Annotated in this window: 26 protein-coding genes; 11 read left to right on the plus strand and 15 right to left on the minus strand. The window is 59.4% G+C overall.

Features of this window, described 5'->3' with window-relative positions; translation table 11 throughout:
• Positions 1 to 26: 26 nt before the first annotated feature.
• Positions 27 to 659, minus strand: a complete 633-nt coding sequence (locus AC2GXZ_RS04395) for a DapH/DapD/GlmU-related protein (protein WP_483757886.1) — start codon at positions 657 to 659, stop codon at positions 27 to 29.
• A gap of 215 nt (positions 660 to 874) precedes the next feature.
• Between AC2GXZ_RS04395 and AC2GXZ_RS04400 the strand changes: the two genes are divergently transcribed.
• Positions 875 to 1,879, plus strand: a complete 1,005-nt coding sequence (locus AC2GXZ_RS04400) for an alpha/beta hydrolase family protein (protein ID WP_483757887.1) — start codon at positions 875 to 877, stop codon at positions 1,877 to 1,879.
• Positions 1,880 to 2,155: 276 nt separating this feature from the next.
• Here the strand turns inward: AC2GXZ_RS04400 and AC2GXZ_RS04405 are convergent, their stop codons facing one another.
• From AC2GXZ_RS04405 to AC2GXZ_RS04415, 3 genes are all read right to left on the minus strand, one after another.
• Entirely contained in the window at positions 2,156 to 3,535 is a 1,380-nt protein-coding gene (locus AC2GXZ_RS04405; RefSeq protein WP_483757888.1) for an ATP-binding protein, read from the minus strand.
• Positions 3,536 to 3,666: 131 nt separating this feature from the next.
• Entirely contained in the window at positions 3,667 to 4,362 is a 696-nt protein-coding gene (locus AC2GXZ_RS04410) for a response regulator (RefSeq protein ID WP_483757889.1), read from the minus strand.
• Positions 4,363 to 4,373: 11 nt separating this feature from the next.
• Positions 4,374 to 4,874: a MarR family winged helix-turn-helix transcriptional regulator gene (locus tag AC2GXZ_RS04415; protein WP_483758267.1), complete on the minus strand. Its 501-nt coding sequence runs from the start codon at positions 4,872 to 4,874 to the stop codon at positions 4,374 to 4,376.
• Between the two features lie 266 nt (positions 4,875 to 5,140).
• Between AC2GXZ_RS04415 and AC2GXZ_RS04420 the strand changes: the two genes are divergently transcribed.
• The gene (locus AC2GXZ_RS04420; protein WP_483757890.1) at positions 5,141 to 5,338 is read left to right on the plus strand and encodes a hypothetical protein; all 198 of its coding nucleotides are present in this window, start codon (positions 5,141 to 5,143) and stop codon (positions 5,336 to 5,338) included.
• Positions 5,339 to 5,407: 69 nt separating this feature from the next.
• A complete protein-coding gene (locus tag AC2GXZ_RS04425) occupies positions 5,408 to 6,055 on the plus strand; it encodes an MBL fold metallo-hydrolase (RefSeq protein ID WP_483757891.1) in 648 nt (215 codons plus the stop codon).
• A gap of 200 nt (positions 6,056 to 6,255) precedes the next feature.
• Here AC2GXZ_RS04425 and AC2GXZ_RS04430 read toward each other — a convergent pair whose 3' ends face one another.
• On the minus strand, positions 6,256 to 6,471 hold the full coding sequence (locus AC2GXZ_RS04430) for a cold-shock protein (protein WP_046633016.1): 216 nt from the start codon (positions 6,469 to 6,471) through the stop codon (positions 6,256 to 6,258).
• A 708-nt stretch (positions 6,472 to 7,179) separates the two neighbouring features.
• On the opposite strand from AC2GXZ_RS04430, the gene AC2GXZ_RS04435 reads away from it, so the two are divergent.
• Positions 7,180 to 8,382: a pyridoxal phosphate-dependent aminotransferase gene (locus AC2GXZ_RS04435; protein WP_483757892.1), complete on the plus strand. Its 1,203-nt coding sequence runs from the start codon at positions 7,180 to 7,182 to the stop codon at positions 8,380 to 8,382.
• 68 nt (positions 8,383 to 8,450) lie between these two features.
• On the opposite strand, the gene AC2GXZ_RS04440 is transcribed toward AC2GXZ_RS04435, so the two are convergent.
• Together AC2GXZ_RS04440 and AC2GXZ_RS04445 are read right to left on the minus strand one after the other, a co-directional pair.
• Entirely contained in the window at positions 8,451 to 9,671 is a 1,221-nt protein-coding gene (locus AC2GXZ_RS04440; RefSeq protein ID WP_483757893.1) for a PQQ-dependent sugar dehydrogenase, read from the minus strand.
• 178 nt (positions 9,672 to 9,849) lie between these two features.
• Positions 9,850 to 11,004: a calcium:cation antiporter gene (locus AC2GXZ_RS04445; RefSeq protein ID WP_483758268.1), complete on the minus strand. Its 1,155-nt coding sequence runs from the start codon at positions 11,002 to 11,004 to the stop codon at positions 9,850 to 9,852.
• A 214-nt stretch (positions 11,005 to 11,218) separates the two neighbouring features.
• On the opposite strand from AC2GXZ_RS04445, the gene AC2GXZ_RS04450 reads away from it, so the two are divergent.
• Positions 11,219 to 11,485 carry a DUF2188 domain-containing protein gene (locus tag AC2GXZ_RS04450; protein ID WP_483757894.1) on the plus strand — a complete coding sequence of 89 codons (267 nt, stop codon included), beginning with the start codon at positions 11,219 to 11,221 and terminating at the stop codon, positions 11,483 to 11,485.
• Here the strand turns inward: AC2GXZ_RS04450 and AC2GXZ_RS04455 are convergent.
• Positions 11,482 to 12,393 carry a LysR family transcriptional regulator gene (locus AC2GXZ_RS04455; protein ID WP_483757895.1) on the minus strand — a complete coding sequence of 304 codons (912 nt, stop codon included), beginning with the start codon at positions 12,391 to 12,393 and terminating at the stop codon, positions 11,482 to 11,484. The genes AC2GXZ_RS04450 and AC2GXZ_RS04455 overlap by 4 nt on opposite strands.
• 92 nt (positions 12,394 to 12,485) lie before the next feature.
• Here AC2GXZ_RS04455 and AC2GXZ_RS04460 point away from each other — a divergent pair, with 92 nt between their 5' ends.
• The gene (locus AC2GXZ_RS04460) at positions 12,486 to 13,475 is read left to right on the plus strand and encodes an NAD(P)H-binding protein (RefSeq protein WP_483757896.1); all 990 of its coding nucleotides are present in this window, start codon (positions 12,486 to 12,488) and stop codon (positions 13,473 to 13,475) included.
• A gap of 19 nt (positions 13,476 to 13,494) precedes the next feature.
• Here the strand turns inward: AC2GXZ_RS04460 and AC2GXZ_RS04465 are convergent, their stop codons facing one another.
• The 5 genes from AC2GXZ_RS04465 to AC2GXZ_RS04485 form a co-directional block, all read right to left on the minus strand.
• On the minus strand, positions 13,495 to 14,616 hold the full coding sequence (locus AC2GXZ_RS04465) for an alkene reductase (RefSeq protein WP_483757897.1): 1,122 nt from the start codon (positions 14,614 to 14,616) through the stop codon (positions 13,495 to 13,497).
• A gap of 55 nt (positions 14,617 to 14,671) precedes the next feature.
• The gene (locus AC2GXZ_RS04470) at positions 14,672 to 14,974 is read right to left on the minus strand and encodes an ArsR/SmtB family transcription factor (RefSeq protein ID WP_483757898.1); all 303 of its coding nucleotides are present in this window, start codon (positions 14,972 to 14,974) and stop codon (positions 14,672 to 14,674) included.
• A gap of 549 nt (positions 14,975 to 15,523) precedes the next feature.
• The gene (locus tag AC2GXZ_RS04475; protein ID WP_483757899.1) at positions 15,524 to 16,426 is read right to left on the minus strand and encodes a LysR family transcriptional regulator VtlR; all 903 of its coding nucleotides are present in this window, start codon (positions 16,424 to 16,426) and stop codon (positions 15,524 to 15,526) included.
• Between the two features lie 2 nt (positions 16,427 to 16,428).
• Positions 16,429 to 17,403 carry a thioredoxin-disulfide reductase gene (gene trxB, locus AC2GXZ_RS04480; RefSeq protein ID WP_483757900.1) on the minus strand — a complete coding sequence of 325 codons (975 nt, stop codon included), beginning with the start codon at positions 17,401 to 17,403 and terminating at the stop codon, positions 16,429 to 16,431.
• 275 nt (positions 17,404 to 17,678) lie between these two features.
• On the minus strand, positions 17,679 to 18,776 hold the full coding sequence (locus AC2GXZ_RS04485; RefSeq protein ID WP_483757901.1) for a glycosyltransferase family protein: 1,098 nt from the start codon (positions 18,774 to 18,776) through the stop codon (positions 17,679 to 17,681).
• A 185-nt stretch (positions 18,777 to 18,961) separates the two neighbouring features.
• Between AC2GXZ_RS04485 and AC2GXZ_RS04490 the strand changes: the two genes are divergently transcribed.
• From AC2GXZ_RS04490 to AC2GXZ_RS04500, 3 genes are read left to right on the plus strand one after another with little or no spacing between them, the layout of a single operon-like run.
• Entirely contained in the window at positions 18,962 to 19,429 is a 468-nt protein-coding gene (locus AC2GXZ_RS04490; RefSeq protein WP_483757902.1) for an Lrp/AsnC family transcriptional regulator, read from the plus strand.
• A 1-nt stretch (position 19,430) separates the two neighbouring features.
• Positions 19,431 to 20,387 (plus strand): glycosyl transferase, encoded by a 957-nt coding sequence (locus tag AC2GXZ_RS04495; RefSeq protein ID WP_483757903.1) that lies wholly within the window; start codon positions 19,431 to 19,433, stop codon positions 20,385 to 20,387.
• Position 20,388: 1 nt separating this feature from the next.
• Positions 20,389 to 21,309, plus strand: coding sequence for a glycosyltransferase family 92 protein (locus AC2GXZ_RS04500; protein ID WP_483757904.1), 921 nt, complete (start codon positions 20,389 to 20,391; stop codon positions 21,307 to 21,309).
• Between the two features lie 3 nt (positions 21,310 to 21,312).
• On the opposite strand, the gene AC2GXZ_RS04505 is transcribed toward AC2GXZ_RS04500, so the two are convergent.
• Positions 21,313 to 22,383, minus strand: coding sequence for a glycosyltransferase family 4 protein (locus tag AC2GXZ_RS04505; protein WP_483757905.1), 1,071 nt, complete (start codon positions 22,381 to 22,383; stop codon positions 21,313 to 21,315).
• Between the two features lie 19 nt (positions 22,384 to 22,402).
• Complete coding sequence (gene greA / locus AC2GXZ_RS04510) at positions 22,403 to 22,879, minus strand: transcription elongation factor GreA (protein ID WP_483757906.1); 477 nt, start codon at positions 22,877 to 22,879, stop codon at positions 22,403 to 22,405.
• A gap of 239 nt (positions 22,880 to 23,118) precedes the next feature.
• Here greA and AC2GXZ_RS04515 point away from each other — a divergent pair, with 239 nt between their 5' ends.
• A complete protein-coding gene (locus AC2GXZ_RS04515; protein WP_483757907.1) occupies positions 23,119 to 24,351 on the plus strand; it encodes a putative DNA modification/repair radical SAM protein in 1,233 nt (410 codons plus the stop codon).
• The gene (locus AC2GXZ_RS04520) at positions 24,351 to 25,799 is read left to right on the plus strand and encodes a UdgX family uracil-DNA binding protein (protein ID WP_483757908.1); all 1,449 of its coding nucleotides are present in this window, start codon (positions 24,351 to 24,353) and stop codon (positions 25,797 to 25,799) included. Before AC2GXZ_RS04515 ends, AC2GXZ_RS04520 begins: the two co-directional genes overlap by 1 nt.
• Positions 25,800 to 26,115: the final 316 nt, after the last annotated feature.

Genomic DNA, 26,115 nt, shown 5'->3' on the forward strand with positions numbered 1-26,115 from the left:
CGAAGGATGATGTTCGCGGATCGGTTTCAGGCCCAACGGGTGCAAAATGCCTCTATGTCGCTGGATTGAAAGTCACCGAGCCGGTCCATGATGGTCTCGAAGGGCCAATCCCACCAGGCGATCGATGTCAGCCTTTGCGCGATGGACGGCGGGAAACGCTCGCGGATGAATTTGGCTGGCACGCCGCCGACGATCGTGTAGGGCTCGACATTCCTGGTGACGACTGCGCCTGCCGCCAGCACAGCGCCGTTTCCGACAGTGACGCCGGGCAGGACGATCACGCCATGGCCGATCCAGACATCGTTGCCGATAATCGCCCGGTCGCTGCCGCGTTGGTCGAAAAAAGTCTGGTCGCGCACAGCGTCCGGCGCATAATATTCCGGGCAATAGGTGAAACGGTGCATGGAGGGGCGGTCCATCGGATGATTGGGCGCGCCGATCCTGACATTTGCCGCAATGGCGCAGAATTTCCCGATCGTTGCGTCCGCGACCATGCAGCGTGGCCCGAGATAGGAATAATCCCCAAGCTCCGTCGCATGCAGAGATGTATCGGCCAGGATCTCGCAGCATTTTCCAATGCTCGACCCTTTCACTGTCGCACTCGGATCCATCACCGTCTCGGCTATTTTGGGGCGATGTGATTGTGGCGCAACGTTCATCGACAGTCTCCGGATTTCGGTCTGCCTAACCGGGGACGATGAAGAGTGTGTGACGCCGTTCTTCGAAAAGGATGGAAGGGTGATGTCGGTTTTGAAGCGATGCGGCAGAAGCAGACAAGCGCAGTGGTTCAACGCATCGAGACTTTTCCATGTTCCACACTTTCAAATTGCAAGAGCTGCCGCCATAGTGCTTCCGGTGGTTTCGGAAGGCTCAGATGCGCGTATTTTTGAAAATCGTTGTGTCGATATTCATTGTGGCGCTAGCCTGTCCCGCATTTGCCGTCGGTTTCCAATTGTTCTCAATACCCGACGACGCGGGCCGCCCGATTGAAATCGGCATCTGGTATCCGAGTGTTTCCCTTCCCACTGCGATCTCTGTCGGCTCCGTTCTACAAAACGCGGCTCTGGACGGTAAGGTGGCTGGCGCAAACTTGCCGTTGGTTATCTTTTCTCACGGTAGCGCTGGATGGCTTGGCGATCGTGCAGATACTGCCATGGCCCTTGCAAAGGCAGGTTTCGTCGCCGTGTCACTGACCTACCCAGGTGACAACTACAAAGACAGTAGTGATAGGGCTGGGCGTCAGATGACAAGTCGTCCGATAGTGACCAGTCATGTTCTCGACTATGTTCTCGATGAATGGGCCGGTCGCGATCATCTTGATAAGTCAAAGGTTGGCTTTTACGGTTTTTCGGCAGGTGGCTTTACCGGGCTGATTGCTATCGGCGGGGTTCCCAATTGGGCGATTTTCGCCCAGCACTGCAAAACCGATCCAGAGGAGGGGGTCTGCAAGCAGGGTGTAGCGTCCTTTTTATCAAGTCCGCAGGCTGCGGCGATGCCCGTCTCGACTTGGCACCACGACGAGCGGATAAAGGCAGCTGCTCTTGCCTCCCCGGGATTTGCCTTTGCCTTCGATCCAGCGTCCCTGAGTAAAGTAAAAATACCTGTCAAACTCTGGGGCGGTGAGAAGGACGTCGTTGTCCCCTTTGAGAGCAATGTCGCGTATCTCAGTCGCACGCTTTCCAATGTTGTGGAGGTGCAGGAGGTGACAGGTGCCCAACACTATTCGTTCCTGCGGCCGTGCAGCGAGGCGTTGAGGGCAAAAAAACTCGAGATATGTTCCGACCTTCCGGGCTTCGATCGGGTAGCGTTTCAAAAAACGCTCGATTCTGAGCTACTCCTGTTCTTTCAAACTCATTTGCTGAACCAACAGTACCGGTGAGGGGGGTGGAAACAGCCGAGTAAATGGCCGGGGATCGTTCCGCAAAGTCTTGGAGGGACCATCGGTTGACTGCGGGCTATTGCCGTTCGAAGTGGATAGGCTGGTTGATTTTTACGTATCCCCAATCCTGCGGAAGGTCGCCGTTCCGCACTGGTCCCTTCCATAAGGGAAACCAGCATGGGGACATCCCCCAAGGTTCGACCGCTGCCCGCCTGGCAGGTTGATGCGGCAGATCCGGTTGTTTAGTCCCTGCCGTCGGAAGAATGCACGGGACTGTCAGGCCGGAATGCGCACGACGGCTCTCAGCCCGCCCGTCGGGCTGTCGCCGAGCGTGACGTTGCCGCCATGGGCGCGGGCGATGTCGCGGGCGATCGCCAGGCCAAGACCAGTGCCGGAACTGTCCAGATTGCGCGCCTCGTCGAGCCGGTAAAAGGGCTTGAATACGTCTTCGCGGGAAGCTGCCGGAATGCCCGGACCATCGTCATCGAGCGTCAGCGTCAGCCATTTGGCGTTGTGCCGGGCATGGATATGGAGCGTTTTTGCGTAACGCTCGCTGTTCGAGACGAGATTGCCGACGAGCCGGGTAAAGGCATTCGGACGGACGGCGATTTCGTCGCCACCTTCGATCTCGTAGGACAGTTCGCGTCCGCGCAGCTGAAAATCGTTGCGGAAGCGCTCGAGCAGGTCGCTGAGCGTCAGCGTGCCGAAATCCTCCTCCGACTCGCCCTTGGCAAAGGCGAGGTATCCTTCCAGCATCGACTGCATGTCGTTGACGTCCTCGGTCATTCCCGAGAGTTCCGGCTTGTCGCCCGCCAAGGCGAGTTGCAGCTTGAAGCGCGTCAGAATGGTGCGCAGGTCATGGCTGATACCGGCCAGCATGGCGGTGCGCTGTTCCATCTGCCTTTCGATGCGTTCGCGCATCTGGATGAAGGCAAGGCCGGCGCGGCGGACTTCATCGGCGCCGCGGGGTGAATATCCCTCCGTCTTTTGGCCCTTGCCGAAATTTTCGGCGGCGATCGCCAGCGACTGTATGGGGCGGATCTGGCCGCGCAGGAACAGGATCGAGATGACCACCAGGACGAAGGCCGTGCCGATCATCCAGACGAGGAAGATATGGGTGTTGGAGGCATAGGTGGAGCCGCGCCGGACAAAAACCCTCAATACCCGCTGGTCGAACTTGATGCGGATCTCGACCAGCCGGCTGTCGCCGACCGTGTCGAGCCAGAACGGCATCTTGATCTGCTGGGTGATCTGGTCGGAGAGGATACCGTCCAGGATGGCGAAGAAGGGCCGGGGACGCGGCGGCGGCAACTGGCCGTTCTCCTCGACCGCGATGGTCAGCTCCAGCGCGTCGTCGGCGATCTTGGTGATGGCGTCGTAATTGCTGTCCTGCGGATAGGCGCGGATGACCTCGATAATGGCGGCGATATCGCGCACCGTACCTTCAGACAGGCGTTCGGTGACAAGCCGCCAGTGCCGTTCCATGAAAACGGCCGCCACCACGGTCTGCAGAAGCAGCATGGGCAAGATGACGATGATCAGCGAGCGGGTATAGAGGCCGGTCGGCAGGCGACGGCGCAGCCAGCGCGTGAAGGGGCGCCAGCCCGGAAGGCTGAATGCTGCCACGTTCTGCCTCAGCGTGTCGAAAAAGGCCATTGCTGCTCCAGTTGCCGAGGTCCTCGGCCTAAAGCCCGTTGCGATCCTTCAGGTTCGCCTGTCGTGCCTTAGTGCTTGTTCCTGCACATTTCCCTGTCCCGAAAACGGCGAGCGTTTCCGGGAGGCCTGCGCTAGTCGATGCTCAGCCGGTAGCCGATGCCGCGAACGGTCTGAAGATAGACCGGATTGGCCGGGTCGTCCTCAATCTTTCGCCGCAGGCGGTTGATCTGGACGTCGATGGTCCGTTCGCCGACATCGGAATCGTCGCCGATCAGTTCATGGCGCGGGATGGTGTCGCCGGCGCGCATGGCAAACAGAAGCATGATCTCCTGTTCGCGGTCTGTGAGGCGGATCGTTTCCGCTGCCCGGCGCAATTCCTTGCGGGCAATGGAAAAGGTGAATGGTCCGAAGATGACCTGTTCGATCTTCGGTGTCTCGGACGCGCTGCGGCGCAGGATGTTGTTGATGCGCAGCACCAGTTCGCGCGGATCGAAAGGTTTTGCCAGATAGTCGTCGGCGCCGGCTTCCAGTCCCTCGATGCGGGCATCGGCTTCCACCCGCGCGGTCAACAGGATGACCGGGATGGCCTTTTTCTCGTAGAGCGATCTGGTCAGCGACAGGCCGGATTCGCCGGGCATCATCACATCGAGGATGATGAGATCGAAATGCAGACCTTCGAGCTTGCGGCGGGCTTCTGCGGCCTCTCCCGCGACAGTGACGCGAAACCCCTGTTCGCTGAGATAGCGATTGAGGAGGTCGCGGATGCGCTTGTCGTCATCGACGATCAGGAGATGAGGCGCGTCGTCCGAAGGTGGTGTTTTCGTCATTGATCAGCATCCTACGCGTCGTCGTCGGCGGGCGGCAGGCTTTCGTCGCGGCCACGCATCTTTTTAAGGAATTCCTTCACCGCCTCGCGTTTGTCCGGCGTCAGTTCCTGCATGGCACGGGCGATGCGCAAAGATTGCGGCTCGGATAGGGCAAGAGCAAGTTCGCGGCCGGCCAATGTCGGATAAAGGCGTCGTTCCCGGCGGTCCTTTGCGCCGGCCATTTGGCGAATATAACCGGCTTCGATCAGGTGCTTGAGGACCCGCGAGAGGCTCTGCTTGGTGATCTGCAGCGTTTCCAGAAGATCGCCGACCATCAGGCCGGGTTGCCGGCTGACGAAATAGACGACCCGGTGATGCGCACGCCCCATGCCGATACGGGCAAGAATGGCGTCGGGATCGGAGATGAAGTCCCGATAGGCAAAGAAGAACTGCTCGATCGTTTCGAAATCGATCAGGCTCTCGTCGACCGTCGGCATAGGCGGTTGGGCATTTCTGGCGGGTTTGGCCGCCATTGATCGAGACACGTGCCGATCCTTTCTATGGCGCGGAGCAACCTCGTCGGCTCCACTGCCGCTCCAATTGTATTGCATCCGCATTGCGTCACGCCCGATAAAGCGCGATCCGCTTGAACAATCAACAGATTTCGTCGGATTTTCGATGGCTTGCGGGATGGCATGCCAGCCGACCCATCCGATCGCCGCGCGGCGGCCTCGCCACGCTCGCGGGAACCTTATGGCTCCGCGATCATTGATGGGGCAGAGAGATGGGAGACATCATCATGCAGACCTATTCCGCGCAGACTTACTCCGCCTTGCCGCCGATCACGATGACGCAGTCGAAGCCGCATCCGTTGCGTGCCGTGTTCGTCACCGTCATCACGCTCAAACTTGCCGTCTGCGCGCTGCTGATCGCCACCGCATCTCTTGCGCCTCCGGTCGAAGCCGGCTCGCGCTATATGGTCGTTGCATCCGAATGATCTTTTCGGGCTGCTTTATCTGTCAGTGACCGCTATACCCGGCATGACGACAGAATAGGGCCGCGGATCATGGGAAAACTTCAAGCCGGGATCATTCCCGTCACTCCGTTTCAGCAGAACTGCACGATCTTTTTCGATGACGAAACGCGCGAAGGTGTTGTCGTCGATCCCGGCGGCGACGTCTCGCTGATCGAAGAGGCGATCCGCCAGAACAATCTGACAATCCGTGAAATATGGATCACCCACGGGCATATCGACCATGCCGGAGGCGCGGATGCGTTGCGCGAAAGTCTCGGCGTGCCGGTGGTCGGCCCGCATCACGATGACCTGCCGCTGCTGGAGCGTCTGGAAACCCAGGCAAAATCCTTCGGCGTGACGATGGAGGCCCGCAATCTGGTGCCCGACCGCTGGCTCGTCGAGGGCGATACGGTTTCCTTCGGCGACCATCTGTTCGAGGTCTATCATTGCCCCGGCCATGCGCCAGGACATGTGATCTTCTTCAACCGCGCGCAGAGTTTCGCGCATCTGGGCGATGTGCTGTTCAGCGGATCGATCGGCCGTACCGACCTGCCGGGTGGCGATCACGCCACGCTGCTCGCCTCGATCCGCGACAAGGTACTGCCGCTTGGCGACGATGTCGGGTTTCTGTGTGGCCACGGACATGGTGGAAGGATCGGAGAAGAACGGCGGAATAACCCGTTCTTGCGAGAGATCTAGAACCACCGAAGCAACAGCCTCGCATATGTTTATCCGTCGCGGAGGCGGCGCGGGAAACTATGATCTACCGCAGAGACTGCACCTTATCGTTGGCCGAATACTGTATCCCGCAGTCCGATTTTCTTGTCTCTACTGATACTCGGCCATAAAAAAACCCGGCAATTCTGCCGGGCTTCAACTTGGGGCAAAACCTCGAAGGTTCAGCCAGAGATCTGCAGATTAACGGCCTTGGGGCCCTTTCCGCGACGATCCGGCTCCGTGTCGAAGCTCACTTTCTGGTTTTCGGAAAGACCGGACAGGCCAGACGCCTGTACGGCAGAGATGTGGACGAAGATATCGGCGCCGCCATTGTCTGGCTTGATGAAGCCGAAGCCCTTGTCAGTATTGAAGAATTTTACAGTGCCAGTCTCGGCCATGCATCAGGTCCTTTTCTCTCTGTCCGTGTTCAGCGGCGGACAGCACAACACTATTGCCCTAAAGGGCGGCGGCAGGCAGTTTTAAGAAAGGGTCCCTGTGTTACCGCGGCGAATGGCAGGAAAATATTGTTTCAAATTGCCCCCAGTTCCACCGCCCGAAGTTTTTTTAGCGCCTTCGGATCGCATTATTATAGGTCTTCCCATGCTCGTAAATTGCCCGAACATGAACAGAGTGCTGTGTTTATAGGGAATTGGCAAGAAAAAGTTTTGCGAAACTGCGCCGTTGAGTTGAAAATCAGAAGCACCCAAACCCGTTGGAACATAGGGGTTTTTGCGCTTTGGACAGCTTTGGCGCTACAATACATAGCCGACCATCATTGATTGTATTGAACAATGTATCGTTTCGCGACACGTGCGGCGAAATGTGCGTGCGATCTGTCCCTACGATCCGGTTTGATCGCGACTACAACCTAGACGCCACCCAGCCGGAGATATTCCGCCTCACTATCGCCGCTTTTGCGGAAGTCGCACAAGACTGTCCGGCCAGATGGAGCGTTAACCGTGCCGCGACCGAAGGTCACGAGCGATCACGGAGTTTGATGAGTGACATTCAAGCTTTCCGCTTGAAACCAGAAGCCTCATTCGACATACAGCTTGGGGCGAATTTTCACCTTCGCCACGTTCAAACAGATCTCAGGACCAAGACCCATGGCCTTTCTTGCCGATGCCCTTTCCCGCGTAAAGCCATCCGCCACCATCGCCGTTTCGCAGAAAGCGCGCGACCTGAAAGCGAAAGGCCGCGACGTGATCGGTCTCGGTGCCGGCGAGCCGGATTTCGATACGCCGGACAATGTCAAGAAGGCTGCGATCGACGCGATCAACCGCGGCGAGACGAAATACACGCCGGTCTCGGGCATTCCCGAGCTGCGCAAGGCGATCGCTGCAAAGTTCAAGCGCGAGAACGGCCTCGACTACGACTGGCAGCAGACGATCGTCGGCACCGGCGGAAAGCAGATTCTTTTCAACGCCTTCATGGCAACGCTTAACCCGGGCGACGAAGTCATCATTCCGGCACCCTACTGGGTTTCCTATCCGGAAATGGTGCTGATCTGCGGCGGTACGCCGGTGTTCGTCTCGACGACCCAGGAAAACAATTTCAAGCTGACCGCTGAAGAGCTCGAAAGCGCGATCACGCCGAAGACGAAGTGGTTCCTGTTCAACTCGCCGTCGAACCCGACGGGTGCTGCCTATAGCGCCGACGAATTGAAGGCGCTGACCGACGTTCTGCTCAAGCATCCGCATGTCTGGGTTCTCACCGATGACATGTATGAGCACCTGACCTTCGGCGATTTCAAGTTCGCGACGCCGGCAGAAGTTGAGCCGAAGCTCTACGACCGTACGCTGACGATGAATGGCGTGTCGAAGGCCTATGCAATGACCGGCTGGCGTATCGGTTATGCGGCCGGCCCGCTTCCGCTGATCAAGGCGATGGACATGATCCAGGGTCAGCAGACTTCGGGTGCTTCGTCGATCGCCCAGTGGGCTGCCGTCGAGGCGCTCAACGGCCCGCAGGACTTCGTTGCGCAGAACAAGGGGATCTTCGAAGGTCGCCGCGATCTCGTGGTCTCGATGCTCAACCAGGCGACCGGCATCGTGTGCCCGAAGCCGGAAGGCGCATTCTACGTCTATCCGTCCTGCGCCGGCCTGATCGGCAAGACCGCGCCGTCGGGCAAGGTTATCGAAACCGACGAGGACTTCGTTTCCGAGCTTCTGGAATCCGAAGGCGTCGCCGTCGTTCACGGCTCGGCCTTCGGTCTCGGTCCGAACTTCCGCATTTCCTATGCGACTTCGGAAGAGCTTCTCGAAGAAGCCTGCAATCGCATCCAGCGCTTCTGCGGTGCCTGCAAGTAAGCACAGCGACACATTCCGACAGAGAAAAAGCCCGCCGGACACGGCGGGCTTTTTTGTTGGCAGCCGATTCAGGCCTTGGTCAGCCTGACGATCGTCGACGAGCCGCCGCGCGTTTCGGTGACCGCATAGACGGCACCGTCCGGTCCGACCTTGATGTCGCGGATGCGTGCCTCCAGCGGGACACGTTCCTCGTGGGCCACCCGATCGCCGTCCATATGCAGGACAACCACGCCCTGGCTCACCAGTCCGCCGACGAGGAACGCGTTTTTCCATTCCGGAATTGCGTCACCGTCATAAAATGCCATGCCGGAGGGGCCGATCACGGGGTCCCAATAATAGACGGGCTGTTCAGTGCCGGCCTTTTCGGTGATGCCGTTGCCTATCGGCCGGCCGCTATAGTCGATGCCATAGGTGACGTCGGGCCAGCCATAGTTCTTGCCAGCCTCCGGCCTGTTCAATTCGTCACCACCCCGCGCGCCGTGTTCGACGGTCCAGAGGCGGCCCTGGCCGTCGAGGGCGGCTGCCTGCAGGTTGCGGTGGCCGAGGCTCCAGATTTCGGGCAGCGCGCCTTGTGTCCCGGCAAACGGATTGTCAGGCAGCGCCTTGCCGCTCGTATCGATGCGGAAAACCTTGCCGAGGCCGCTGCCGAGTTGCTGCGCCTGCACGCGCATCCGGCTGTCCGACCGTTCGCCGACCGTGACATAGAGTTCGCGGTTCGGGCCGAAGACGAGGCGCGAACCGAAATGCGACCGGCCGTCGAAGCTGGGTGTCTGGCGGAAGATGACGTTGACGTCTTCCAGCCTGCCGCTGCCATTGTTGTCGGCGACGAGTTTGGCCGATGCCACGGAGGTGCCGTTGCCATCGTCGCGCGGTTCGGAGAAGGAGAAGAAGATCATGCCCGACGTCGCGTAGTCCGGCGCCAGGGCCACATCGAGCAGGCCGCCCTGGCCGCCGAACGCGACGTTTGGAACGCCTGCTATGGCGGGCCCCGCATCACCTTCCTCGGAGATGATGTGCATCGCCCCCTGTTTTGCGGTGACCAGCATGCGGCCATCGGGCAGGAATTCCATCGACCATAATTGCGGCAGGCCCTCGGCGACCACTTCCGTGGCGATCTTGGGCATGGTTGCCGGTTGGGTGGCGCGCGTCTGGTTGGGGAAGGCCGGTTTCTGGTCGGGCGCGTTGGCGCGCCCGGTTTCCACAGGTTGGCTTGTCTGGGCAAAGACCGGGCCGGTCATGACGGCGGCAGACAGGACGGAGCTGGTCAGTAGGATGCTGAAGCGTTTCATTCTATCTCCCTTTCACATGGACAATATTGTCCAGATAGGGCGCCTCCGTCACAGGGCCGAACACGCTTCGATCAAGATTAGTTCATGGCAGCGGGGCTGGCTTTGCCGGCCTGTCTCGGCGTCTTCAGGTCCTGAATCCGAAAATGGGCTCAAGGTGCTGAATTGAGAGTCGTTTTTCTTAAAGGCCGAGGCAGGTCAGCATGACGAATGTGGCAAACAGAACGAAATGCGTCATGCCCTCGATGGCGTTGGTCTGCCCGTCGTTGAGATTGATTGCCGCGACGATGAGGGTGATGGCGACCATCACCGTCTGGACCGGCGTCATCGCCATGATGAAGGCCTGGCCGGTATAAAGAGCTATGCCCTCCATTACCGGCACCGTGAGGATGACCGTCGACAGCGATGCGCCAAGGGCGATGTTGACGACCGACTGCATGCGGTTCTTCAACGCGGCCCGCAGGGCGGTGAGGATTTCCGGTGCGGCCGAAATCGAAGCAACGACGACGGCCATCAGTGTCGGAGGAGCACCGGTGCCTTCCAGGCCTTCGTTGAGAAAGGCAGACATGAATTCGGCAAGGAAACCGATGATCAGCACACCGATCAGGATGATGGCGATCGATACGCCGGCGGGGACGGTGTCCGCCTCGGCCTCCGCCGGCTGCTTTTTCTCGGCCTTCCGTGCGGGGGCGGATGTGTTGGGAGAGCCGGCCCCCGATGTTGTTGCCGGGGCCGCCGTCGCATTGCCGCGATAGCTGTAACTGAAGAAATAGCTATGCGTGCCGACCTGCATCTTGAGGAACAGGGCGTAGAGCGCGATCATCGCGACGATGGTGAAGGCGGAATAATAATGCCACTTGGCATCCGGAATGAATTCCGGAACGATCATCGAGATACCCATGGCGGTCAGGATCATGACGCTGTAGGTGCGGCTTGAATCGTCATTATAGGCCTGTTCGCCGTGCCTGAGGCCGCCAAGCAGGGCGGCAAGACCGAGAATGCCGTTGATATCCAGCATGACGGCCGAATAGATCGTGTCGCGTACCAGGGTCGGCGAGGAGCTGCTGCCCATCATGATCGCCAGGATCAGAACCTCGACGGCAACGGCGGACAGCGTCAGGATCATCGTGCCATAGGGATCACCGACCTTGTGGGCCAGCATTTCGGCATGATGGGCAACACGCGTGGATGCCAGAACGATGACGACGATAAGTGCAGCGGCAGCAATCAGCGAGATGGCCTGACCCTGTCCGATGAGCGCATGTTCTGCGAAATAGGCGATGACGCCGACGGCGAATGCGATGAGAAGAAAGCTCTCCTGCTTGACCAGCGACATCAACTTCAAGGCATATTCTCCTGTTTCGACGGATGATTTAACGCGGTGACAGTTCGCATCAAGCAGATTTCGTCGCGCCATCGCTGATTTGCGCTATTTGGTCGATAATGCCATTATTTCATTCGTGGCCTGGAAGTTTGCTCTGGTGTGTCGCATCTCGATGATGGTGCCGCACCGGACATGAGTTCGATGAAGCCACGCGTAAGGAGGAACCATGACCAAGGTCGTTTACAAGATCGTGCCGCATGACGGCGGTTGGGCATACCGTCTCGGCGATGTTTTTTCCGAGACTTTTCCGAGCCGTTCGGATGCGATGCAGGCTGCGCGTATCGTCGCGGCGGAGCAGCAGATCGGCGGTGAGCCGGAAGAGATCAGCTGGCAGGACGACAAGGGCGCCTGGCACACAGAGCATAGCGACGGCGGAGACCGGCCGGAAGCCGAAGTGGACGACAAGGACGCAGATCAGGCTGCCGCCCGCTAAGCCGTGCCGAGATAATCCAGCAGTCCCTGCACCAGGGCATCGAAGACTGTCTTCTGCCGTGGCAGCAGTTTCAGGTCCTCGTGCATGACCACCCATGTGTCGAGTGGCAGGCGAAAGTCCCCGGCAAGGACATGCACGAGGTCGGGGCTGCGGCCTGCAATGCCGATCTGGCAGAAGCCAATCCCGGCGCCGGCCCGGATTGCCGCCAACTGGGCGATGTTGCTGTCCGTCCGGTAACTCCAGTTGATCGCCTCGAAATCGGGAAAATCGGGTATTTTCGTGCGGATCGCATCGGCTGCTGCGCGAATGAAGGCGGTCTTCTGGTCATAACCTATCAGCCTGTGGCGGGTGAGTTCGGACAGGCTCCGCGGAATGCCGGCGCGTTCGAGATAGCTGCGATGGGCGAAAAGGCCGATCGGGATTTCGCCGATATGACGCGCAAGCAATGCGTCCTGCCGGGGGCGCGTCATCCGCACGGCGATGTCGGCTTCCCGGTGCAGCACGTCCTCGACGTGATCCGACAATGACAGTTCCAGGGCAAGGCCCGGATGATCCTGCTGAAGCCGGGCGAGAACCGATGGCAGCACTTCCACGCCGATGACGTCGCTGGCCGCAATTCTCACCGTACCCTTTATCGCAGCGAGTTCTCCCGATGCATGCCGCTGCAGCGCGGAGACCGTGGAGGCGATCGTTTCGGCATAATGCCTCAGCGCCAGTGCCGCCTCGCTCGGGATCAAACCCTGCTGGCTGCGGGTGAAGAGCGGATAACCGAGTGCTGCTTCAAGAGCCTCGATATGACGGCCGACGGTCGGCTGGGTCAGGCCAAGGTCACGTGCTGCCGCAGACAGCGAGCCCGCCCGCAGCACCTGCAGAAACGAACGGTAGAGATCCCAATTCACGTCATTCATATTTGTATATCCAATATAAGAATATCGCCAATTTTGTATATTGCGTCTCTGCGTCAATCTCCAGCGTCCGATGAGATATGAAGGAGATCGAGATGACAGAGATTGCGAATGGCCACCGCGTGGCACTCGTTCTGGGCGCCACCGGCGGGATTGGCGGCCATGTCGCCCGCGGATTGGTTGCGCGGGGATGGACGGTGAAGGCGCTTGGCCGGTCGGTCGACAAGGCGCGCTCGAACGAACCCCGCTTCGACTGGATCGCCGGCGACGCGATGAATGCGGCCGATGTGCTTGCTGCGGCCAAGGGCGCCGAGCTGATCGTCCATGCCGTCAATCCGCCGGGCTACAGAAACTGGCAGCAGCTGGTGCTGCCGATGCTCGACAATACGATCGCCGCTGCCCGCCATGTCGGTGCGCGCATCCTTTTGCCCGGCACGGTCTATAATTACGGCCCTGATGCATTCCCGGTTCTTTCCGAAGACAGCCTGCAGAGGCCGACCAGCCGCAAAGGCAAGATAAGGGTGACGATGGAGCAGCGGCTTTTCGCCGCGTCGGAAGATGGCGTTGCCGTCTTGATCGTCAGGGCAGGGGATTATTTCGGGCCGGGCAGCGCCAATAACTGGTTCAGCCAAGGGCTCGTCACGCCGGGAAAGCGGGTGGATACCGTCAGCCGGCCGAATACCAGAGGTGTCGGCCATCAATGGGCCTATCTGCCGGATGTGACGGAGACCATGCTGCGGCTGATCGATCGTCAGGAGGCATTGCCGCCGTTTGCGCTGTTCCACATGCGTGGTTATTTCGACGACGATGGTGGAAAGATGATCGCCGCAATCGGCCGGGTGGTTGGCCACGCTCCGAAAGTGAAGGCCTTCCCGTGGTGGCTGGTACGGCTTGCCTCACCCGTCGTGCCGCTTTTTCGCGAGCTGTCGGAGATGCGTTATCTGTGGCAGCAGCCGATCCGCATGTCGAATGATCGTCTGGCGGCGTTTCTCGGGGAAGAGCCGTCGACGCCGATCGACACGGCCGTGCGGGCAACGCTTGAGGATCTCGGGTGCCTGCCGGCCGGTGAAAACGGGGCCGCATGATGCGGCCCCGGAGACAATATCAGGCGACGGTTTCGAGAACCGGGTAGTCGGTGTAACCCTTGGCGCCACCACCGTAGAACGTGTTCTTGTCCGGTTCGTTCAGCGGAGCATCGGTCTTGAAACGCTCGACCAGATCCGGATTGGCGATGAAGAACTTGCCGAAGGCGACGGCATCGGCATAACCGCTGGCGACCGCCTTGCCGGCCGTTTCCTTGGTATAGCCGTTATTGACCAGCCATGCGCCGGTGCCGCCTGCCTTGCGGTAGATATCCTTCAGTTCGTTGTAATCGAACGGCTTGTCGCCCTGGGTGAAGTCGCGGTCACCGCCGGTTGCACCCTCGACGACGTGGATGAACGACAGGCCGCGCGGTCCGAGCTGCTTGACGAGATAGTCATAGACTTCCTGCGGCCTGGTTTCGCTGATGCCGTTGGCCGGCGTTGTCGGCGACAGGCGGATACCGACGCGGCCGGCGCCGATTTCCTTGGTGACCGTATCGACCACTTCGAGCGCAAATCGGGCGCGGTTTTCGATCGAGCCGCCATATTGGTCGGTGCGCTCGTTGGCATTTTCCTTGAGGAACTGCTCGATCAGATAGCCGTTGGCCGCATGGATTTCGACGCCGTCGAAGCCGGCATCGATCGCCGCGCGGGCGCCTTTACGATAATCTTCGAGGATCGATGCGATCTCACTGGTTTCCAGCGCGCGGGGAGCCGATGTCTCGACAAATGCGCCGCTACCGTCGGGATTGATGATGTAGGTCTTGCCACCAGCCGGAATTGCGGAAGGGGCAACGGGTGCCGCGCCGTTTTCCTGCAGCGACACATGCGATATGCGGCCGACATGCCAGATCTGGGTGACGATCTTACCGCCCTTCTTGTGTACGGCATCGGTCACCTTCTTCCAGCCGTCGATGGCTGCGGGGAGGTAGAGACCGGGAACGTCCGCGTAACCCTGTCCCTGCTGGGAGATGGGTGTGCCTTCGGTGATCAGCAGGCCTGCGGAAGCACGCTGTTCGTAATAGGCGGCATTCAGGTCGTTGGGGATCGCCTTGGGCGAGCGGTTGCGGGTGAGCGGCGCCATGACGATCCGGTTCGCCAGTTCGATGTCGCCAAATTTCACGGGGTCGAAAATAGTTGCCATGAGGTGGATCCTTTTGCCTTTGGCCTTGAGAGGAAAGATGGGGAGGAAAGCTGGATCAGAGTGTCGATTTCAGCTCATTCAAAAAGGAGACGATCGTTTCTTCGTCGCGGCTGTAAAATGCCCACTGACCGACCCGGTTGGTTTTCAGCAGGCCGGCCTTTTCGAGGACAGCAAGATGCGCGGACACCGTCGATTGAGACAGGCCGCATCGTTTTTCGAACTGGTTGGCGCAGATCCCCATTTCAAGCGGGTGCGCCTGATCGCAGAAATTACGTTCGGGTTCACGCATCCATTCCAGGAATGAAACCCGTACCGGATGCGCCAGAGCTTTCAGAATTTCCGTCTTGTCCGTTTTCATCATACATCGCCTCCACCCGATATGTAGATCGGAATTTTGCGATTTAAAGGGCAAAAAAAAGGGCCGCCGGATTTCTCCGCGGCCCATCAGGTGTGAAGGTCAAAAACCTCCAGAGGGGAACAGCCGACGCGGATGGCGGGGAAGCCACAGGTTGCGTCGACTAAACTCTATATGTGTTGTCGAGATTAAAACGACAAGAGGGCCGGTGAAGATATTTGACGAAATCTGCGGTCGAACATGTCGCAATGGCATGCTCCGCGTCGCTTGACTGATTTGTGGGCAAAAAAAGAGGGCCGCCGGATTGCTCCAGGGCCCTTTGAAGTGTGAAGGTCAAAAATTAACCTCCAGAGGGGAACAGCTGATGCGGTGGAACTGGGAGGAAAGCCACCGTGTGCATCAACTGAGCGCTATATGATGGTTTTTTGTGCACCGCGCAATCATATTTTGTGCAAGACAGCCATGCGGACGGCGCAAGGCTGCAGTCTTAAAACCTGCATAAATGGAGATGCGAATCGTCGGGTTCTGGCGTTCGACCAAGTCAGCCGGCGCCTAGAAACTCCAGTTTCTGGCCTTGGAAACGATGAAGTCTCGAAACACCTTCAGCTTGGCAGCGTTCTTCATTTCGTCCGGGTAGCAAAAATAGGTGTCGAAGGACGGGATATCGGCATTGATCGCCAGCTGGATCAGGCCGGGGTCGCGACCAACGATATAATCGGGCAGGACGGCGATGCCGATGCCGAGAAGGCAGGCACGCTTGATCGAGGTCTGGCTGTTGATCTGCAGATGCGGCGTGCGGGTGTTATCCGAGTTGCGGCCGGCATATTCCAGCCAGTTGACGTCCAGCAGATAATTCGGGGCAGGCTCGCCGAAGGTGATGATGCGGTGCGTATCGAGGTCTTCGACGGTCTGCGGTTCGCCGAAGCGGTTGATGTAGGACGGGGCCGCATAAACATGCATGTGCACGGTGAACAGCTTGCGCTGGATGAGATCCGACTGCTGCGGCTGGCGAAGCCGGATGGCGCAATCGGCATGGCGCATGTTGACGTCGACTTCCTCGTTGTCGAGGATCAGCTGAACCGACATTTCCGGGTAAAGCTGCAGGAATTCCTGCACCTTGTCGGTCAGCCAGCCCTGTCCGAGGCCGACCGTGGTCGTCACGCGCAGTTTGCCTGACGGTTTGTCGGTCGTCTCGGTCAGCTGGACCTTGACGGTCTCGAGTTTCAGAAGCACGTCATGGGCCGTGCGGTAAAGCAGCTCGCCCTGTTCGGTGAGGATCAGGCCGCGGGCATGGCGGTGAAACAGCTTCACGCCCACATCCTGTTCGAGCGCGCTTACCTGGCGGCTGATCGCCGACTGGGACAGATGCAGCTTGTCGGCGGCATGCGTGAACGAACCGGCTTCTGCCGCCGCATGAAAAATCCGCAACTTATCCCAGTCTAAAGGAACGCCCATGCTTACTCCGCGGCTATGGCGACAGGCAGGATGCCGGCGATGTAACGCTCGGCCTCCAGCGCTGCCATGCAACCCATTCCGGCGGCGGTGATTGCCTGCCGGAAGGTATCGTCGGTCACGTCGCCTGCGGCAAAAATGCCGGGGACGTCGGTTGCGGTGGAATCGGGTGCGGTCCAGAGATAACCGCCGTCCTTCATCTTCAGCTTGCCCTTGAACAGCTCGGTTGCCGGTGCGTGGCCGATCGCGACGAACACGCCATGGATCGGTTGCTCGGTGATCTCACCGGTTATCGTGTTGCGCAGCTTGACGCCCTCGACCGATGGCGGCAGCGGCGGCTTGGCAGGCTTGCCGGTGATCTCATGGATCTCCGTGTTCCACAGAACATTGACATTCGGACGCTGGGCCAGACGCTCACGCAGGATCTTTTCCGAGCGGAAAGCGTCGCGGCGATGCACGACGGTTACCGACTTGGCGATATTGGACAGGTAAAGGGCTTCCTCGACGGCCGAGTTTCCACCACCGACGACGATGACATCCCGGTTGCGGTAGAAGAAACCATCGCAGGTGGCGCAGGCGGAAACACCAAAACCCTGAAAATGCTGTTCGCTCTCGATGCCGAGCCATTTGGCCTTGGCGCCGGTTGAGATGATGATCGTGTCGGCGGTCCAGACCGTGCCGCTGTCGGTGCGCACGGTAAACGGACGGCTGCCGGTGTCGACTTCGGTGACGAGGTCGTTGACGATTTCCGCGCCGACATGGGTCGCCTGCTTGAGCATCTGCTCCATCAGCCACGGCCCCTGGATCGGATCGCCGAAACCGGGATAATTTTCGACATCGGTGGTGATCATCAACTGGCCACCCTGTTCCATGCCGGCGATCAGGACCGGCTTCAGCATGGCGCGGGCTGCATAAATGGCTGCCGTATATCCGGCGGGGCCTGAACCGATGATCAACACTTCCGTGTGACGGGCGGACATTGGACTTCCTTTCGCGAACGGGTCAGAACGTTTTTCCGAATATAGGAAGGACTTTCCCGCTCTGCCGCTTTTTGGCTGTCATCTAATGTCGATCCATGCGGTCGTGCAAGGGCAGCTTTGCATTAACAACAGGACAGTTGGTCGCGAATTGCGCTTCTTCAAAGGCAGAGGAGAGGGATCGGGCGGCTTTTGGGCTATTTCGGCAAAAGCATCGCGAGAAAGGCCCCGGGCGCCAAAATGCCGCGGCTGGCGATTCTGCGGGCGTCATGACCGCGTCAGGTGAGGCTGGCGAAAACCTTCTGCCATTCTGCGGCAATCACCGGCAAGGAATATTGCCCGGAAATTATTGCCTTGGCCTGTTCGCCGCGATGCCGGCGCTGCTCGTTGTCGGCCATCAGGACGGCCAGTCCGTCGTCCCAATCGTCGAACACCGCGACGCCCTGAAACGGTTCGTAGCTCGGGATCAGCGAGGCGCAGACGGCGAGGTCATCGGCAAAGGCGGTGGTGATGCGGTTGGCGCTCTTGGACAGCGTATAGCGATTGCTGCGGATCGGCAGGACGGCGATATCGTGCAGCCTTAGCGCCGGATTGACAGTGAAGAAATTCCAGTCGAGGTAATGGGTGCTGAAGCCGGCCCCGGCGAACAGTTCGCGGTAACGCTCGGCGCTGTCGCTGATGATGCTGAGCGACAGAGGCTTTTGCGCATTGTGCTTTTCGAAAGCGGCGCTGCAGGCTTCGAGATCATACATGCCATTCCTGGCCTCGGGCCGGCCGGCAACGCCGAACCAGACCAGCCGTCGGCCGGCCTCGACACCATTGGCGGCGAGTTCGGTTTTGAAATCGGAAAGCGCCTGAAATGCCTTTGCCTCTTCCTGGCGAACCGAGCCGGTGAGGACCGGATCCTTTTCCACGGCATCGGGAATGACACGGAAGGCCATGTCCTTCCTCATGTGCTGGCGCAATTCGCTTTCCAGATAGGGGGAGGGGGTGACGATCATGTCGAATTGATTGACGTAGGACGGCAGCCTTGCGCGTTTTTCCCGATCCCCGGATTTGTCCGTCTCGCTCTCGAAATAGATATTGTCGCTCAGGTCGAGAATGAGTTTCGTGCCGTATCGTTTCTTCAGCCCGACGGCTCTTTTGAGCGAAGTCAGCCGGGTGCGCTTCGACAATACGAGGATATCCGGCGCGCTCATGAAGGGGAGGAACTGGAAATAGCGGCTGATCTTGTCGGAATATAACGTGACGGGCGTTCCTGCCTCGCGAAGCGCTTCGACCACCTGGGCGCAGCGGATGCGATAGCTCGCCACGTTGATATTCAGGGTCTGAGGCCAGAAGGAAATACGGGGCGTTTTGCCGGGAAGTTTTTGCATGGCCGGTTATATTCATGCGCTCAGGCGAAATCAATGTTCGCGAGAGGGTGCCCGGGCTTGCCTTTTGTGTCGGCTTGCTCAATGTGGCGCGGCGAAGCATAGGTCTTTACAGGGACGTGATTTGCGCTTCGAAATACGTGTTGTCGGACGGACGAAGCCGAGACAAAAGACAAAGGGATATGCGCGTGGCTGCAATCGAACTCGATCACATAGACCTGAAAATTCTACGTGAGTTGCAAACTGACGGGCGTATGACGAATGTCGAACTTGCCGAACGCGTCGGCATCTCCGCGCCGCCCTGTCTGCGCCGCGTTCGCAAGCTGGAAGAGGCCGGCATTATCGAAGGCTACCACGCGATGCTGAACAATTCCAAGCTGGGCTATGACCTCGTCGCCTTCTGCATGGTCGGGCTGAAGCACCAATCGGATGTCAACCTGAAGGCATTTGCCGCGGCGACGCAGAACTGGCCGATCGTGCGGCAGGCCTGGATGGTGTCTGGCGACAGCGATTTCCTGCTTCATTGTCTGGCTGCAAACCTGACCGCCTTCCAGGATTTCGTCATCGAGGTTCTGACGGCGCATGAACATGTCGACACGGTGCGCAGCATGCTGACCATCCGCCAGGTGAAGCGGCTCGGTGCGGTCGAAATCTGACATGTCCCGGTCCGATCGCCCATGGTTTCGTCACCTCGTGCGCATCGGCACCCGGCTGGTGCTGGGCAGAGGTCGGGCTCATGCGCAGGACCGGTTTCCGGGCTTGTCCATTCGCCTTTTCGACGGGCAGGGCGGTTCGGCCAAGGTTTTTTACAAGGGCGCCTTCGTTACCGAACTTCATCGAACGGAAGCATTGCGCCTCCACTCGACCGGTGAGATCCATATTGTCGGCTCGGGGCCTTCGATCCGGCAGATGGACATGGCGAAACTTCCACCGCGCAGCGCAATCCTTTTGAATGGCGCGATCGGCCTGATCGGTAAATCGGTGAGCCAACCGCTTGCCGTCGCCATCGAGGACGAGCGTTTCGTCTATCGCCATTTCAACGGTATCATGAAGGCGGTAAAACCGGGCACGATCTGCCTGTTGTCGGTCTCCGTGCTGCGGGCGATCTGCGAGTTCGATCCTGGCTGGCTTCAGGACAAGACCGTCATCCTGATCGATAACATTCTCAAGCCCTATGGCGCGGTGCGGCGATCCTACCGGGATGTGGCCGGGTTCGATGATGTCCTGCTCAACGATGCGCAAACGGCCGGGGTTTCGCTGGATCCTGAACGTGGCGTGTTCCAGGCCGGCTCGGTCGCCGTGTCGGCGCTGCAGTTTGCGATTGCCTGCGCGCCGTTGCGGATCGGCTTCGTCGGTATCGATATTTCCAACGCGGCCGAGCCGCGTTTCTACGAAAAATCGGGAACGGTCGCCTTTTCGGGCGTGGCGGGTGCCGAGGCCCGCATCCTTGATCACATCGACGTGGCGGTGAAGGCAGGGCGACAAAAGAACATCGAGTTCTTGAATTTCTCGCCGGTATCGGCTTTAGCGAAGCTCGATTTGACCTACGATCCCCGGCTGACGCTTTCCGGTGCCGACATGCAAGGCAATCCGCGCGTCGGCGATGGAGCATAAAATGCGCCTTTTCGGCAAAAAGCCGCCACCGTTTTCCAAGCACATGATGATCACGCCGCCGCAGGCGAAGCCCGACCGGCATGGTGTGGCGATCGCCGCCATGGTCAAGAACGAGGCGGATTACATCGCGGACTGGGCGCTTTTCCATCGCGGCGTCGGGGTCCGGCATTTCTATATCTACGACAACGGATCATCGGATGACAGCCTTGCGATCCTGCGCGGCATTCTGGCGCCGGGCGAGCTGACCGTGACGCCGTGGGTCATCGGCATGCTCGATGTGTCGATGGAAAAGCCGCTGAACGCGCAGGTGCTTGCCTATGCGCATGCGATCCTCAATCACGGCGCCGACTACCGTTGGATGGCCTTCATCGATGTCGACGAGTTCCTGCTGCCGAAAACCGGCGATACGATAGAAGAAGCGCTTTCCGGGGTTGGTGGTTTCCCCAATATCTCGCTGCCCTGGCACATGTTCGCCACGAGCGGCCACAAGGTGAGGCCGGAAGGTTCGATCCTGCGCAATTTCACCCTGCGCGGCCGCGAGCCGATCGGCCGCAAAAAGAACATCACCAATTTCAAATGCGTGGTCGATCCGTGCGCCGTCGACGAGGTGAGCGTTCACCTGTTCGGCACGGCGCAGTTTGGCGAGGTTTCCGTCAATGACGCCGGGTTGCGCGCAACGCGCAAGGGTCGCAAGGCGGCAGGCTTCTATTCGGCGACCAACCTGCAGCTCAATCATTATTACAGCAAGTCCGAGGAAGAGCTGAAGGCCAAGCTTGCCCGCGGACCGGTATCGCCGGCAACACGCCTGCAATACGAGGAGCGGGTGATGATCGCGGTTCAGAATATCGAGGCCGATCAGGTCGAGGATCTGGCGATGATCGCTTTCCTCGAGCGCACGGGTATCAGGCTTTCCGGCGAATAGGGTTCAAAATCTGTCGTATACGGCGCCGAGGCGGCGGACTTCGCCTTCAATGCTGAAATTCGTCACCGCATGGTGACGGGCGCGATCGGCAGCCGTCTGGCGACGGGTGTCGTCGTCCATGAACTGTGCCGTTGCGGTTATCATGGCGTCGAGATCGGCGGCGATAACGGTGCCGGTTTCGTCGCTGCCGGTGACGATCAGTTCGGGGAAAGCCCCGACATCGGTTGCCACAACGGGGACTGCGGTCGCCATTGCTTCAAGCGGGGTGAGGCCGAAACCTTCCCAGCGCTGCGGTGCGACGAACAGGTCGAGCGCGCGATACCAGTCATTGATATTGGTATGTTCGCCGACAAAGAGGATGCGGTCTGCAAGACCTGCCTTCGCCACCTTTTCGATCAGCTGTTTTTCGTAATCGACATGCGGTCCGGTGGCGCGGCCGGCGACGACCGCATTCCAGTCGGGGCGGGTGGGCAGAAGTGCGATCATCGTGTCGACGAAGAGATCGGTACCCTTCTGGTGGCGCACCCGGCCAAAGCAGCCGGTGAACTTCTTCACCGGATCAAGGCCGAGACCCGTGCGTGCCGCGGCCTTGTCCGCCGGCGGTGAAAAACGCTCGGTGTCGATGCCGTGCATGACGACGGTATTGTCGACTTCGAGATAGGAGGCCGTACGGCCGCTGGTGGCGATAACCGCGTCCATCTTCGAGACCAGCCATTTGGTCCAGCCGGAATGCTTGCGTTGCGAGGCCGAGGTGAAGACGAGTTTCAGCGGCATGCGCAGCACGTCACGCATCAGGATCGCGGGCAGCATCTCGACATTGCGGCGTGCATGCCAGACGCGCACGCGCCTGCCGCGCGGGCGAAGCCACAGCCTGACAAGGTCGCGAAAACGGATATGCGGGATGCCTGCAGGCAGGCCCGGCCCAAGCGCTGCCACCCTGTAACCGAGGGCACGCTGGACCGGAACAAGCTGAATGATGGTGCTGGTGACCCCCGACAGGCGTCGCTTGAAGTTCGGTGCGATAATATCGACTTCGCTTATATCGACGACTGCCTCACGGGAATGACCGTTCATCTGGCCATCGGCCACGACATCAGCCCCAGGAAATCGACAGGATCTCGTAGGCCTTGGAGCCGCCGGGCGCCACGACTTCGATTGATTCGCCGGCTTCCTTGCCAATCATCGCGCGGGCGATGGGCGATGAGATCGAGATGCGGCCGGACTTCACGTCGGCCTCCTGGTCACCAACGATCTGATAGGTCTTTTCTTCCTCGGTATCTTCATCGACGAGCTTCACCGTGGCGCCGAACTTGATCTTCGAGCCCGACATCTTAGAGAGATCGATGACTTCCGCGCGGGCGGTCAAATCCTCGAGTTCGGTGACGCGGCCCTCATTGTGGCTCTGGGCCTCCTTGGCCGCATGATACTCGGCGTTTTCCGAAAGGTCGCCATGGGCGCGCGCTTCCGCAATCGCTTCGATGATACGGGGACGCTCCGCCTGCTGCCGCCAGCGGAGTTCTTCCACCAGCTGGGCAAAGCCGTTCTGCGTCATCGGTACCTTTTCAACCATTTCCTTGTCCTTCAGGGGTGTGTCCGCGGTTGCCGCGAACACAAAAAGAAACAGGTTCCGGAGCGTAAACTTCGGAACCATCACAGCCACAAAATGTAGGTCACTATAACAGGATTTCGATGCTTCCCGAGAGGGAATTCGAAATTCTGTCATATCTCCCGTGGGGATATCTGATGTGAACCGGGACCGTTTGTCAATCTCTTGACCATAAAAACGAGAACATATATAGAACAAACATCATGAAGAAGTCGCTAAAAGAACGATTGGCGATCCTGTCGGACGCCGCCAAATACGATGCATCCTGTTCGTCGAGCGGGACGACGAAAAGAGATTCGTCGAAAAGCGGGGGACTCGGCTCGACCGAAGGATCGGGGATCTGCCACGCCTATGCGCCGGATGGCCGCTGTATTTCGCTGCTGAAGATCCTGCTGACGAATTTCTGCATCTATGACTGCGCCTATTGCATCAACCGCTCGTCGAGCAATGTCGAGCGAGCGCGGTTTTCGCCAGAAGAAGTAATCTGGCTGACGCTGGAATTCTATCGTCGCAATTATATCGAGGGGCTGTTCCTGTCGTCGGGCATTATCCGCTCGTCGGATCATACGATGGAGGAAATGGTGCGGATCGCGCGGGAGCTCCGGACCGTCCATAACTTCCGCGGTTACATCCACCTCAAGTCCATCCCCGAGGCGTCGGCGTATCTGATCGAGGAGGCCGGGCTTTATGCCGACCGGTTATCGATCAATATCGAATTGCCGACCGATGCCGGGATCGGCAAGTTCGCGCCGGAAAAACGGCCGGAAAACATCCGTCGCTCGATGGGTAACCTGCGGCTGAAGATCGAGGAAATGGCCGATCCGACGCTGCAGACCAAGAGGCGTCAGAAATTCGCGCCGGCCGGCCAGAGCACGCAGATGATCGTCGGTGCGGATGCTGCTTGCGATGCGACCATCCTCGGTACCAGCGCCAGGCTTTACGGAAGCTATGGATTGAAGCGGGTCTATTATTCCGCCTTCAGCCCGATCCCCGATTCGTCGAAGAACCTGCCGCTGATCAAGCCGCCTTTGATGCGCGAGCACCGGCTTTATCAGGCCGATTGGCTCTATCGCTTCTATGGGTTTGACATCGGCGAGATCACGTCGGGCCGGGACGGCGGCATGCTGGACCTCGATCTCGACCCCAAGCTTGCCTGGGCGCTTTCCCATCGCGAGCAGTTTCCTGTCGACGTCAATCGGGCCGAGCGGGAGATGCTTTTGCGCGTGCCGGGTTTCGGCACCAAGACGGTCAAGGGCATCCTGTCGTCACGGCGGTTCCGCAAGCTGCGATTGGACGACCTGAAACGGCTCGGCGTATCGCTGAGAAAGATCCAGCCCTTCGTCGTCTGCGACGGCTGGACGCCGCACCGGCTTGTCGATCGATCCGACCTTCGCGCGATGTTCGCGCCGAAACCCGAGCAGCTGTCGTTATTATGATGTTTCGCTATTCCTTGCGGGGGCGGGGTGGTCTTAACGAGTGGCGGGACGCGGCGCGGGGCTTCATGAGTGCCGGCATCGCACCCGAGTTCATCGAATGGCGGACGATGGACGATGCCGACGGCCTGTTCGGCTTCGACGATAACCGGCTGCCCGAGCCGGCAAACCCGCGACCGAAGATCAATGTCCAGCCGTCCTTCATCCGGCTGGCAGAGGCGGTGCTCTGCCATTCCGATCCGACGCGTTTTACGCTTCTCTACCGGTTGCTGTTCCGGCTTTTCCATTCGCATGGGCTGTTGAACATGGCGACCGATCCGGATGTCACCGCGGCGCGGCTGATGGCGAAGTCGGTCGGCCGCGATTATCACAAGATGACGGCCTTCGTGCGCTTCAAGGAAGTGCCTCTGGCTGAGGAGACAGCCGGCCGGCGGCGTTTTGTTGCCTGGTTCGAGCCGGATCATTTTATCGTCGATCGGGTTGCACCATTCTTCCAGCGCCGTTTCACCGACATGGACTGGGTAATCCTGACGCCTAAAGGGTCGGCGTCATGGGATGGCGATCAGCTGAGGACGACGGACGATCCGGCGGAAAAGCCGAAACTCCGTGATGATACCGATGACCTCTGGCGCACCTATTATGCGTCGATCTTTAATCCGGCCCGTCTCAAGGTGAAGATGATGACGACGGAAATGCCGAAGAAATACTGGAAGAACCTGCCGGAGGCGGAGCTTATTCCGGGCATGATCGCCAAAGCCGAGGCGAGCGTTCTGGAAATGGCTGCAAGGCAGGCGAGCGAACCGCAGCCGTTCCATCACCGCATCCAGGAGGCGGCGGCGAAGGTGTCGGCAGCACCGCTTCCGGCTGTGGGCACGCTTGCGGCGGTTCGGGAAGAGGCACGCTCCTGCACGCGCTGCGACATCCACTGCATGGCGACGCAGATGGTGTTCGGAGATGGCCCTGCGAACGCAGAGACGATGGTGATCGGCGAGCAGCCGGGCGATCAGGAGGATCTGGCGGGGCGGCCGTTTGTCGGGCCGGCCGGCACGCTGTTCAACGACGTGCTGAAACAGGTCGGAATCGACCGCGGCGGGCTCTATGTCACCAATGCGGTCAAACATTTCAAATACCAGCCGCGTGGCAAGCGCCGCATTCATCAGAAGCCGAATATGGGCGAGATCAGGCAATGCCGCTGGTGGCTGCAGCAGGAGATCGACCTGGTGAAGCCGAAGCTGATCGTGGCCATGGGGGCGACGGCGCTGTTTGCGCTGACCGACATGCGTCAGAAGCTCGACGATGTGCGCAGTGAGCCGATCGCCATGGACGGCGAAAGGACGCTGTTTGTCACCGTCCACCCGTCCTACCTGCTGCGCATTCCCGACGAGGCACAGAGGCAGACGGAACTGTTGCGATTTCGCGAGGATCTTGCAGCCGTACGGCGTCTGATGTGAGTGGAGCCCGAGTTATTCACAGGCGCATGACCTGCCGTGGTGTCATTTCGGATCGCAAATGGTGCAGTGCAATACAAACCGGCGAGGCAAGGGCCGGAGCGGCCATTTTCCCTTAACTGTTGAAACGCTTCCGCAGGGACAGGGAAAAAATTCCCACCTAGCTTTGTTGCAGGACCAACCGCTGGAGGTGCCGCCCATGACGAGGCGGGTCGCAAGCCTGATCATGTCCGTCTGCTTCGCGCTCGCGATGTGGACGACGCTGGCTGTCGTATCACTTCTGATGTGGAAATTCCTCCGGGATGTTTCCGGATGAATG

The organism is Aliirhizobium sp. YIM B11859, from assembly GCF_057163345.1.

Excerpts from the sequence above, each read along its gene's own strand:
- AC2GXZ_RS04395 (WP_483757886.1), bottom strand. The coding sequence starts at position 659 with ATGAACGTTGCGCCACAATCACATCGCCCCAAAATAGCCGAGACGGTG.
- AC2GXZ_RS04400 (WP_483757887.1), top strand. The coding sequence starts at position 875 with ATGCGCGTATTTTTGAAAATCGTTGTGTCGATATTCATTGTGGCGCTA.
- AC2GXZ_RS04405 (WP_483757888.1), bottom strand. The coding sequence starts at position 3,535 with ATGGCCTTTTTCGACACGCTGAGGCAGAACGTGGCAGCATTCAGCCTT.
- AC2GXZ_RS04410 (WP_483757889.1), bottom strand. The coding sequence starts at position 4,362 with ATGACGAAAACACCACCTTCGGACGACGCGCCTCATCTCCTGATCGTC.
- AC2GXZ_RS04415 (WP_483758267.1), bottom strand. The coding sequence starts at position 4,874 with ATGGCGGCCAAACCCGCCAGAAATGCCCAACCGCCTATGCCGACGGTC.
- AC2GXZ_RS04420 (WP_483757890.1), top strand. The coding sequence starts at position 5,141 with ATGCAGACCTATTCCGCGCAGACTTACTCCGCCTTGCCGCCGATCACG.
- AC2GXZ_RS04425 (WP_483757891.1), top strand. The coding sequence starts at position 5,408 with ATGGGAAAACTTCAAGCCGGGATCATTCCCGTCACTCCGTTTCAGCAG.
- AC2GXZ_RS04430 (WP_046633016.1), bottom strand. The coding sequence starts at position 6,471 with ATGGCCGAGACTGGCACTGTAAAATTCTTCAATACTGACAAGGGCTTC.
- AC2GXZ_RS04435 (WP_483757892.1), top strand. The coding sequence starts at position 7,180 with ATGGCCTTTCTTGCCGATGCCCTTTCCCGCGTAAAGCCATCCGCCACC.
- AC2GXZ_RS04440 (WP_483757893.1), bottom strand. The coding sequence starts at position 9,671 with ATGAAACGCTTCAGCATCCTACTGACCAGCTCCGTCCTGTCTGCCGCC.
- AC2GXZ_RS04445 (WP_483758268.1), bottom strand. The coding sequence starts at position 11,004 with ATGTCGCTGGTCAAGCAGGAGAGCTTTCTTCTCATCGCATTCGCCGTC.
- AC2GXZ_RS04450 (WP_483757894.1), top strand. The coding sequence starts at position 11,219 with ATGACCAAGGTCGTTTACAAGATCGTGCCGCATGACGGCGGTTGGGCA.
- AC2GXZ_RS04455 (WP_483757895.1), bottom strand. The coding sequence starts at position 12,393 with ATGAATGACGTGAATTGGGATCTCTACCGTTCGTTTCTGCAGGTGCTG.
- AC2GXZ_RS04460 (WP_483757896.1), top strand. The coding sequence starts at position 12,486 with ATGACAGAGATTGCGAATGGCCACCGCGTGGCACTCGTTCTGGGCGCC.
- AC2GXZ_RS04465 (WP_483757897.1), bottom strand. The coding sequence starts at position 14,616 with ATGGCAACTATTTTCGACCCCGTGAAATTTGGCGACATCGAACTGGCG.
- AC2GXZ_RS04470 (WP_483757898.1), bottom strand. The coding sequence starts at position 14,974 with ATGAAAACGGACAAGACGGAAATTCTGAAAGCTCTGGCGCATCCGGTA.
- AC2GXZ_RS04475 (WP_483757899.1), bottom strand. The coding sequence starts at position 16,426 with ATGGGCGTTCCTTTAGACTGGGATAAGTTGCGGATTTTTCATGCGGCG.
- trxB (WP_483757900.1), bottom strand. The coding sequence starts at position 17,403 with ATGTCCGCCCGTCACACGGAAGTGTTGATCATCGGTTCAGGCCCCGCC.
- AC2GXZ_RS04485 (WP_483757901.1), bottom strand. The coding sequence starts at position 18,776 with ATGCAAAAACTTCCCGGCAAAACGCCCCGTATTTCCTTCTGGCCTCAG.
- AC2GXZ_RS04495 (WP_483757903.1), top strand. The coding sequence starts at position 19,431 with ATGTCCCGGTCCGATCGCCCATGGTTTCGTCACCTCGTGCGCATCGGC.
- AC2GXZ_RS04500 (WP_483757904.1), top strand. The coding sequence starts at position 20,389 with ATGCGCCTTTTCGGCAAAAAGCCGCCACCGTTTTCCAAGCACATGATG.
- AC2GXZ_RS04505 (WP_483757905.1), bottom strand. The coding sequence starts at position 22,383 with ATGAACGGTCATTCCCGTGAGGCAGTCGTCGATATAAGCGAAGTCGAT.
- greA (WP_483757906.1), bottom strand. The coding sequence starts at position 22,879 with ATGGTTGAAAAGGTACCGATGACGCAGAACGGCTTTGCCCAGCTGGTG.
- AC2GXZ_RS04515 (WP_483757907.1), top strand. The coding sequence starts at position 23,119 with ATGAAGAAGTCGCTAAAAGAACGATTGGCGATCCTGTCGGACGCCGCC.
- AC2GXZ_RS04520 (WP_483757908.1), top strand. The coding sequence starts at position 24,351 with ATGTTTCGCTATTCCTTGCGGGGGCGGGGTGGTCTTAACGAGTGGCGG.